This window comes from Pseudomonadales bacterium (genome assembly GCA_013215025.1).
GTDB lineage: Bacteria > Pseudomonadota > Gammaproteobacteria > Pseudomonadales > DT-91 > DT-91.
On record JABSRR010000152.1, the window covers coordinates 1 to 8,988 of the forward strand.

An 8,988-nucleotide genomic window follows, 5' to 3' on the forward strand; every position below is an offset into this window, starting at 1 on the left:
GTGGAAACCATGTTTGCGATTCGCCCAATTGAAAACCTAACCATTAAGGCGTTTTATACCCATGATGATGATGACCCTAAATATGGCGAGGTAGATTTGATTAATGCCTGGGCCAGTTATGTGATGGGCGGTTTTACTTTTGCAATAGAAGCAAACTCACATGATTCGGATGTCGCTGAGGCTACCGGTGGCTTATTTATGGTCAACTACGGTTGGGAGAAATGGGGCTTGACGGGTAGGTATCATACCTATGATCTAGAGTATGAAAATCCCGATCCAACTAAGGGTTTGGTAGATCAAGAAATCGAAGCATTCACCTTATCACCAAGCTATGCGGTAAGCGATAATTTATTACTGGTCGCTGAGGTGCGGGTAGATGTTGATAGCGCTGGTGATGACGATATTGAAACTAACAGTGCGGCGCTTGAGGCATTAATTACCTGGTAATAGCGGTATTAAGCTCGTTGGACTGCAGTCATATTGCAGCACGATATTAAAATAGCACAACAGTAATCTAGTATTAATGAAGGCTAAGCGCAGATTATACACTGCTGCGCGATAGCCAATATATTGAGGAAATCACAATGAAAAAAGCGATTTTAAAACATCTAGCTTTGGGCGCTGCGATTACGCTGTCATCGGCAGTAACGCTAGCCGCTGATACGATTAAAGTGGGCGTCTTACACTCTCTGTCAGGTACTATGGCGATCTCAGAGACAACACTGAAAGATACCGTGTTGATGATGATCGAAGCGCAAAATAAAAAAGGCGGCTTGCTGGGTAAGCAGCTTGAGCCGGTGGTAGTTGACCCCGCGTCGAACTGGCCATTGTTTGCCGAAAAAACCCGTGAGCTATTAAGTAAAGATAAGGTTGATGTGATCTTTGGCTGTTGGACCTCAGTGTCGCGTAAATCGGTACTGCCAGTCATTGAAGAGCTAAATGGCTTGATGTTTTACCCAGTACAGTACGAGGGTGAAGAGTCGTCGAAAAATGTATTTTACACCGGTGCCTCACCGAATCAGCAAGCGATTCCTGCGGTAGATTACTTGATGAACGATCTTGAGGTAAAACGCTGGGTATTAGCCGGTACAGATTATGTGTATCCGCGCACCACGAATAAAATTCTTGAAGCTTACCTGATTGCGAAAGGCGTGGCTGCTAGCGATATTATGATTAACTATACGCCGTTTGGTCATGCTGATTGGCAGTCAATTGTGTCAGATATTAAAAAGTTTGGCAGCGCTGGTAAGAAAACCGCCGTCGTATCAACCATTAATGGTGATGCTAATGTGCCGTTCTATAAAGAGCTTGGCAACCAAGGTATCTCGGCTGAAGATATTCCGGTGGTTGCGTTCTCGGTTGGTGAGGAAGAACTATCAGGTATTGATACTAAACCCTTAGTGGGACATTTGGCGGCCTGGAATTACTTCCAGAGCATGGAAAACGATACCAATGATGCATTTATTAAAGAATGGAAAGCCTTTATTAAAGACGATAAGCGCGTGACTAACGATCCGATGGAGGCAACTTTTATCGGTTTTAATATGTGGGTGAAGGCGGTAGAAAAAGCTGGCACCACTGATGTTGATAAGGTGGAGCAAGCATTAATTGGCATAGAAACGCCAAACTTAACTGGTGGTATAGCGAAAATGCATAAAAACCACCACTTAAGTAAACCAGTTTTAATTGGTGAAATTCAGGAAGACGGTCAGTTTGAAGTGGTATGGGAAACCGAGGGCTTGGTTGAAGGTGATGCCTGGTCAGATTTTCTTCCTGGTTCAAAAGACATTATTGCTGATTGGACAGCACCGATTAAGTGTGGCAACTACAATACCATAACCAAAGCGTGTTCTGGTCAGAACTACTAATCTCCAGGTAGTCAGTTGTAGTTAGGGGCCGCAAGGCCTCTTTTTTTAGTAAGGAAGTTTTCAATGCCTGTTAAGTTTGCGTTGCATGGTATTTTACTCGTAAGCTTTGTGTTAGCAGCTGCAGTGCCGGCCATGGCTGAATCGACAGAAAGCCCGGCGTTGGCTGAGACTGCTACGGTTGAAGCGCTGGCTAACGACGCAGCGTCATCTTCTGCTAGCCTTGCACCCAATCTCTCTGGCGCTTCGTCTAATACAGTATCTACTGAAGTATTAAGCCCGAATAACGCTGAGCTAATTAATCGTCTTGCCGCGAATAAATTATCGGCTCTCGCTGCGACATTAGATGCGATTGAGGGTGCTATGGGCAGCGAGGCGATTGCGCTGTTTGAGGCGATTGTTGAAGGCCGAGCGTATTTTCGCAAAGCAGATCAGCAGGTATTTATTGTGGCCAAGCGAGAGCCGCTGTATGCGCTCTTCGACCCTATCACGGCAGTATGGGTAGCAGATGCAGAGAAAAGCGCGCTACGCAAAATTCGTTCTAATAATAAAATTCGTAAACAGCTGCGCAGCAAGCTGGCAAAGCTTTCCTTAATCGACCCGAGTGCTGAGGTTCGGCTATTGTCGGTGAAAAAGCTGTTAGACAATGCTGATGCAGAGAGCATTACATTGGTTAAGTCACTGTTAGCAACAGAGCCGGATCCCGATGTGGCCGAGCTCATGCAGCTATTAATTGCCCTAGACAATATCCAGCACAGTGATGATGTTGAAGTGCAGCTGGCGGCACTAGAGCATATGCGCGGCAGCCTTCATCCTGCTGTGCGCAATCAGTTGAATCAGCTATTGGCAATCGATGCGGATGGCCAGTTGCTGCTAGACAACCCGCGTTTAACCACTAAAGCTGCAGCCATACAGGCCAGCATCGGCCATAAAGTGCAATTTTATGCCTTTGTGGAACAGCTGTTTTTTGGCCTCAGTATGGGGTCAGTATTGTTGCTCGTGGCAACTGGTCTGGCGATTACCTTTGGGGTGATGGGGGTGATCAATATGGCGCATGGTGAGTTGATTATGCTGGGTGCCTACACGACCTATGTTGTGCAGATGCTACTGCCGAATCATCTCGAGTATTCGGTACTTATCGCGATTCCGCTGGCATTTTTAGTCTCTGGCTTGGTTGGTTTATTGATCGAACGAGGGGTTATTCGTTTTTTACACGGCCGTCCTTTGGAAACCTTGCTGGCAACGTTTGGCATCAGTTTAATATTGCAGCAGGCGGTGCGCAGTATTTTCTCACCACTGAATCGCCAGGTGTCTACCCCAGACTGGATGAGTGGCTCACTGGTGATTAATGAGGTATTTTCGCTAACCTATAACCGGCTATATATTTTGCTGTTTGCACTGCTGGTATTTTTTATGCTGCAGCTAATTCTGAAAAAAACCGCCTTGGGTTTGCATGTGCGTGCGGTGGCGCAGAATCGGCAGATGGCTAAGTCTATGGGTATTCGAACCGAATGGGTTGATGCTATGACCTTTGCCCTGGGTTCAGGTATTGCCGGCATTGCCGGCGTGGCCTTGAGTCAGTTAACCAATGTGGGGCCGAATTTAGGCCAGGCCTATATTATTGATTCGTTTATGGTGGTGGTGTTTGGTGGCGTCGGCAATTTATGGGGTACTTTGCTGGGTGGCTTTAGTTTAGGTATTGCTAATAAGTCCTTAGAGCCAATGACTGGCGCCGTATTAGCCAATATTTTAGTGTTGGTGTTTATTATTTTATTTATTCAAAAACGACCGAAAGGCTTGTTTCCACAAAAAGGGCGGGCAGCTGACTGATGTATGAGAATAAGCTTTCTTTGGGTTTGAGTTCGCTGCAGCAGCGCCTGTCGCCGCTGCATCAAATTCGCCGTCAGGCCCCTCTATTTATTGCACTGCTGTTTGGCCTAACTTTTTTTGCGGCCTTAGGTAATTTAGTTTTTCCTGAAGATTCGATTTTGCATGTCAGTACCTATACCATCACGTTGCTGGGGAAATACTTATGCTTTGCCTTATTGGCGTTGTCGGTCGATGTGATTTGGGGTTATTGCGGTATTTTAAGCCTTGGTCATGGCGCNTTTTTTGCCCTCGGTGGTTACGCCATGGGCATGTATTTGATGCGCCAGATTGGCGATCGCGGCGTTTATGGTCATCCTGAGCTGCCAGATTTTATGGTGTTTTTAAACTGGTCGGAGTTGCCATGGTACTGGTATGGCTTTGATAACTTTGGCGTTGCCATGTTGATGGTTGTGCTGGTGCCGGCTGTGCTGGCGTTTATATTTGGCTATCTGGCGTTTCGCTCGCGCGTGGCGGGAGTATATTTATCGATTATGACCCAAGCTCTAACGTATGCACTAATGCTAGCGTTCTTTCGCAATGAGATGGGCTTTGGTGGCAATAATGGCTTAACCGATTTTAAAGATATTCTCGGCTTTGATTTGCAGTCAGATCAAACTCGAGTTTGGTTGTTTGTTTGCACTGCGCTGATTTTAGCCATGGCGTATGTATTAAGCTTATGGGTATTGCATGGCAAATTTGGTCGAGTCATTTTGGCGGTTCGCGATGCAGAAGATAGAGCTCGCTTTTTAGGCTATCGCACTGAGTCATTTAAAGTGGCGCTGTTTGTCTATTCAGCGGTATTGGCGGCGATTGCTGGGGCCCTGTATGTGCCCCAGGTTGGCATTATTAACCCGGGTGAATTTTCGCCACTGAACTCGATTGAGATAGTGGTCTGGGTGGCGGTAGGTGGTCGCGGCACTTTATACGGTGCGGTGATTGGTGCAATCTTGGTTAATTATGCAAAGACTAAGTTCACCGCAGTGATGCCAGAGGCTTGGTTATTCGCGCTGGGTGCCTTATTTGTGGCGGTTACAGTATTGCTGCCGCAGGGTCTCGCGGGCTTGCTGAAGTCGACTATGGCTAATTCAGCGCTAAGTCAGGGCTTTCGCCGTAAGGTCTCCTCGGAGGTAGAGCATGTTTAAGCGACTCGCGCAGCAGTTCAGCACTCCAGAGACGATGGTGGGCGATGGATCGATCAATGTTGATAAAGACATCTTATTATATATTGAAGATTTGTCAGTGAGTTTTGATGGTTTTAAGGCTATCGACCAGTTGAATTTATATGTAGCCGATGGTGAGCTGCGTTGCCTGATTGGTGCTAATGGGGCTGGTAAAACAACCCTTATGGATATCATTACCGGTAAAACTCAACCTGATTCTGGTTCGGTGTTTTTAGGGCAAAATGTAAATTTGTTAGGGCAGTCAGAGGCAGATATTGCACGACTTGGGGTGGCGAGGAAGTTTCAAAAGCCAACTGTGTTTGAAGCGCAGTCGGTGTTTGCCAATCTTGAGCTGGCGATGTTGGCAGCGAAAGGTATTTGGCCATCTTTACGCGCCCGTCTGAACAGCGAGCTGAGCGATAAAATTGCTGCCGTGCTAGCCACCATTGGTTTGACTGAGGAAATGCAGCAAACTGCCGGTGCTCTCTCGCATGGGCAAAAGCAGTGGTTAGAGATTGGTATGTTACTGATTGCTGAACCGCGGCTGCTGCTAGTGGATGAGCCTGTGGCTGGTATGACGGCGCAAGAAACGGAAAAAACTGCTGAGCTACTCACCGGGCTTGCCGGTGAGCGAACCGTGCTGGTGGTTGAGCATGATATGGAATTTGTGCGCAGTATTGCGAATACGGTGACGGTGCTGCATCAGGGCTCGGTTCTGGCAGAGGGCAGTATGCAGTCTATTCAGCAGCACCCTGATGTGATTGAAGTATACCTCGGAGATGCACCGTGATTAGTTTTAAGAATGTGAATCAGCTGTATGGCGGCAGTCAAATCTTATGGGACTTAGATTTCACTATCCCCGAAGGCGCCTGTACCTGTATTATGGGGCGTAATGGCGTAGGTAAAACTACTTTATTGAAATGTTTGATGGGCCTGCTGCCGATTGCTAATGGCAGTATTCAGATTGATGGCGTTGATGTGTCAAATAAGCCGGCTGAGTATCGCGCGCGTCATGGCGTGGCGTATGTGCCACAGGGGCGCGATATTTTTCCACTGCTGACAGTAGAGGAAAACTTGCGCACCGGTTTGGCGGCCCGAGGCGATCGGGCAAAAAACATTCCGAATAAGGTATTTGAACTATTTCCAGTACTTGGCGAAATGCTACACCGTCGCGGTGGTGATTTGTCGGGTGGACAGCAACAGCAACTCGCAATTGGCCGGGCGCTGGTGCTTGAGCCTAAGGTTTTATTATTGGATGAGCCTAATGAAGGTATTCAACCGAATATTGTGAAGCAAATAGGTGATGTGATCAGCTATTTGAATCAGCAGGAAGCGATGACTGTGGTGTTAGTGGAACAAAAAATTACTTTTGCTAAGCGCATTGGTAAAGACTTTAAATTAATCGAAAAAGGTCGTGTGGTGGCGGAGCGCGACATGAGTGAGTTGTCGGAAGCCCTTGTGGCTCAATATCTCGCGGTATAACAATTATCAGAGGATATCTATATGCCTATTATTAGTCCGAAGCGAATCTTGATATTGATGGCTTTGCTATTGAGTTCTCAGCTAGCCAGTGCGCATCAGGGTTCACACTGGTTTATTAGTCGTAGCGGTGATGCGATGATCGCTCAGTGGTTTCAATGGTTAATGCATTATGCGCAGCATGCACCATTGCTTTCGGCGGGTGTGGTTATTTTGTTGTTAGGTCTGCTAGCTACTGTGGCGATTGCTCTAACACTTCGAGTTAAACGCTTTAAACTTGCATTGATTAAGCAGCGTATCAGTCGCGACTAAATTGAATAAACCGCGATGAATAAGACGTGATGAATAAGACACGATGAATAAGCCGCTTGCTGCAGATGCCTTGCCGACGTCTGGCAAGTCTGAACTGTCGGATGCTGGGCGTTGGTCTGCGTCATTGTCACTACAGTTTAGTCAGCGATCTGCTGCTGCACATTCATCAACCCGTCTGTCGCGCTGTCGGCATCAGGGGCCGTTATATGTGCAGAAGCCATTTTATCCTGAAGGTGATGCGCTGGCGCATGTGTATATTTTGCATCCACCGGGTGGAGTGGTATCGGGAGATCAACTCTCCGTGGATGTTAGCGTAGAAACTGCGGCTCAAGCCCTGATAACCACTCCAGGTGCAGGGCGTATTTATCGTGCGCGGCAGGATCGACGCCTGCAGCAGCAACATATTCATTTACAGCTGGCCGAAGCTGCCAGTTTAGAGTGGCTGCCGTTAGAAACCATTGTCTTTAACGATGCCAATGTATCATTAACCACGCGGGTTGACTTAGCGGCCAGCGCCAGCTTTATCGGCTGGGATGTGATGTGTTTTGGTTTACCTGCTAGCCAACAATGGTTGCAGCAAGGGCAGTTACAGCAAAGCTTGGAAATATATCGTCAACAGCAGCCCTTGTTTATAGACCGCTTACATCTTGATGCTGCAAATATGCAGGATTTACTGCATAGCCCCTATGGCTTTGGTGGTCACACGGTATCAGCAATTTTTATTTGCTGTGTGCCAGAGCTGCCGCCATCATCGCTTGATGATCTTGCTGAATTATTGCTTCAGCTGGATTGTGAAAAGCATTTGCAGCTTAGCGAGCTGGCCAGTGGCTGCGTGATTTTGCGTTACTTGGGTGACAGTGCCGAGCAGGCAAGATTATTGTTCACACGCTGTTGGCAGCTGCTTAGGCCATTATCTATAGCGCGTGAAGCTTGTTTGCCGCGCATTTGGTCAACCTAAGGAAATAAATAGACCTTACCTCTATTGCCGGTGATGTCGATCTAAACAGTGGAGATTTTAGCTTTATGGAATTACTACCGCGCGAAAAAGACAAGCTGCATATCGTGACCGCAGCATTGCTCGCTGAGCGTCGCCTGCAGCGAGGGGTTAAGCTTAATTATCCAGAGGCTGTGGCATACATAACACTTGAAATTATTGAGGGAGCACGTGACGGCAAAACGGTTGCCGAACTGATGGGTTATGGCAAAGAAATTTTATCGCTTGATCAAGTAATGGATGGTGTGGCTGAGTTGATTGATGAGGTTCAAGTGGAAGCGACATTTCCTGATGGTACCAAACTGGTCACCGTGCACAATCCGATTAGCTAGGGGGCAATATGAAACCAGGTGAATATTTTATTCAAGCGGGCAGCATTGACATTAATGCCGGTCGAGAAACGCTGTCGCTGCAGGTGAAAAATGCTGGCGATCGGCCAATTCAGGTGGGTTCGCATTATCACTTTTATGAGACTAATCCGGCCCTGCAATTTACCCGCGAAAAAACACTAGGTTTCCGCCTAAACATTGCATCCGGCACTGCGATTCGTTTTGAACCTGGTCAGGATCGACAGGTAGAGTTAGTTAAATATGCTGGCAAACAGCAGATTTTTGGCTTTCGTGGTGAGGTAATGGGTGCGCTAGCACAAGCCAAGACTGATGTTTAACCCGTTTCAACCGCTTTAATTTTTCACCCACAGAGGACGTAATATGGCGACAATGGATCGAGAAACCTATGCCTCAATGTTTGGCCCGACAACTGGCGATCGTCTGCGCTTAGCGGATACCGCACTGATTATTGCCATTGAAAAAGACTTTACCCAGTACGGTGATGAAGTGAAATTTGGCGGCGGCAAGGTGATTCGCGATGGCATGGGCCAAAGTCAGGCTGAGCAAGCTTTGTGTGCCGATACCGTGATCACCAATGCCATTGTGATAGATTATTGGGGTATCGTAAAAGCGGATGTAGGGATTAAACATGGCCGCATTAGCGGTATTGGCAAAGCCGGCAACCCCGATACCCAAGATGATGTGAGCATTATCATTGGCCCCGGTACTGAAATTATAGCAGGTGAGGGGCAAATACTTACCGCCGGCGCGATTGATGCGCATATTCATTTTATCTGCCCGCAGCAGGTTGACGAAGCCTTGATGTCAGGTGTCACGACCATGATTGGTGGCGGCACAGGTCCTGCTACCGGCACCAATGCGACGACATGTACCCCCGGTCAATGGAATATTCAGAAAATGTTTCAGGCCACCGATGATATGCCGATGAATTTTGGCTTTTTAGCGAAAGGCAATGCTTC

At 47.4% G+C, this 8,988-nt stretch carries 11 protein-coding genes; all 11 read left to right on the top strand.

Annotated elements, in window-relative coordinates; genetic code table 11:
• Window positions 1-447, top strand: a 447-nt coding sequence (locus HRU21_10110) for a porin (protein NRA42643.1), incomplete at its 5' end; no start/stop codon positions are given.
• Window positions 448-584: 137 nt separating this feature from the next.
• Window positions 585-1,868 (top strand): urea ABC transporter substrate-binding protein, encoded by a 1,284-nt coding sequence (gene urtA, locus HRU21_10115; GenBank protein NRA42644.1) that lies wholly within the window; start codon window positions 585-587, stop codon window positions 1,866-1,868.
• A gap of 132 nt (window positions 1,869-2,000) precedes the next feature.
• Window positions 2,001-3,695 (top strand): urea ABC transporter permease subunit UrtB, encoded by a 1,695-nt coding sequence (gene urtB, locus HRU21_10120; GenBank protein NRA42645.1) that lies wholly within the window; start codon window positions 2,001-2,003, stop codon window positions 3,693-3,695.
• A complete protein-coding gene (gene urtC, locus HRU21_10125) occupies window positions 3,695-4,876 on the top strand; it encodes an urea ABC transporter permease subunit UrtC (GenBank protein NRA42646.1) in 1,182 nt (393 codons plus the stop codon). The genes urtB and urtC overlap by 1 nt, the downstream gene beginning before the upstream one ends.
• On the top strand, window positions 4,869-5,684 hold the full coding sequence (urtD, locus tag HRU21_10130; GenBank protein NRA42647.1) for an urea ABC transporter ATP-binding protein UrtD: 816 nt from the start codon (window positions 4,869-4,871) through the stop codon (window positions 5,682-5,684). Before urtC ends, urtD begins: the two co-directional genes overlap by 8 nt.
• A complete protein-coding gene (gene urtE / locus HRU21_10135) occupies window positions 5,681-6,376 on the top strand; it encodes an urea ABC transporter ATP-binding subunit UrtE (GenBank protein ID NRA42648.1) in 696 nt (231 codons plus the stop codon). Before urtD ends, urtE begins: the two co-directional genes overlap by 4 nt.
• 21 nt (window positions 6,377-6,397) lie before the next feature.
• A complete protein-coding gene (locus HRU21_10140; GenBank protein ID NRA42649.1) occupies window positions 6,398-6,685 on the top strand; it encodes a hypothetical protein in 288 nt (95 codons plus the stop codon).
• 43 nt (window positions 6,686-6,728) lie between these two features.
• Window positions 6,729-7,643: an urease accessory protein UreD gene (locus HRU21_10145; GenBank protein ID NRA42650.1), complete on the top strand. Its 915-nt coding sequence runs from the start codon at window positions 6,729-6,731 to the stop codon at window positions 7,641-7,643.
• 65 nt (window positions 7,644-7,708) lie between these two features.
• Window positions 7,709-8,011, top strand: a complete 303-nt coding sequence (locus HRU21_10150; protein ID NRA42651.1) for an urease subunit gamma — start codon at window positions 7,709-7,711, stop codon at window positions 8,009-8,011.
• 8 nt (window positions 8,012-8,019) lie between these two features.
• Window positions 8,020-8,346: an urease subunit beta gene (locus HRU21_10155; protein NRA42652.1), complete on the top strand. Its 327-nt coding sequence runs from the start codon at window positions 8,020-8,022 to the stop codon at window positions 8,344-8,346.
• 43 nt (window positions 8,347-8,389) lie between these two features.
• Window positions 8,390-8,988: amidohydrolase family protein (locus HRU21_10160; protein ID NRA42653.1), on the top strand; the 599-nt coding region annotated here is incomplete at its 3' end.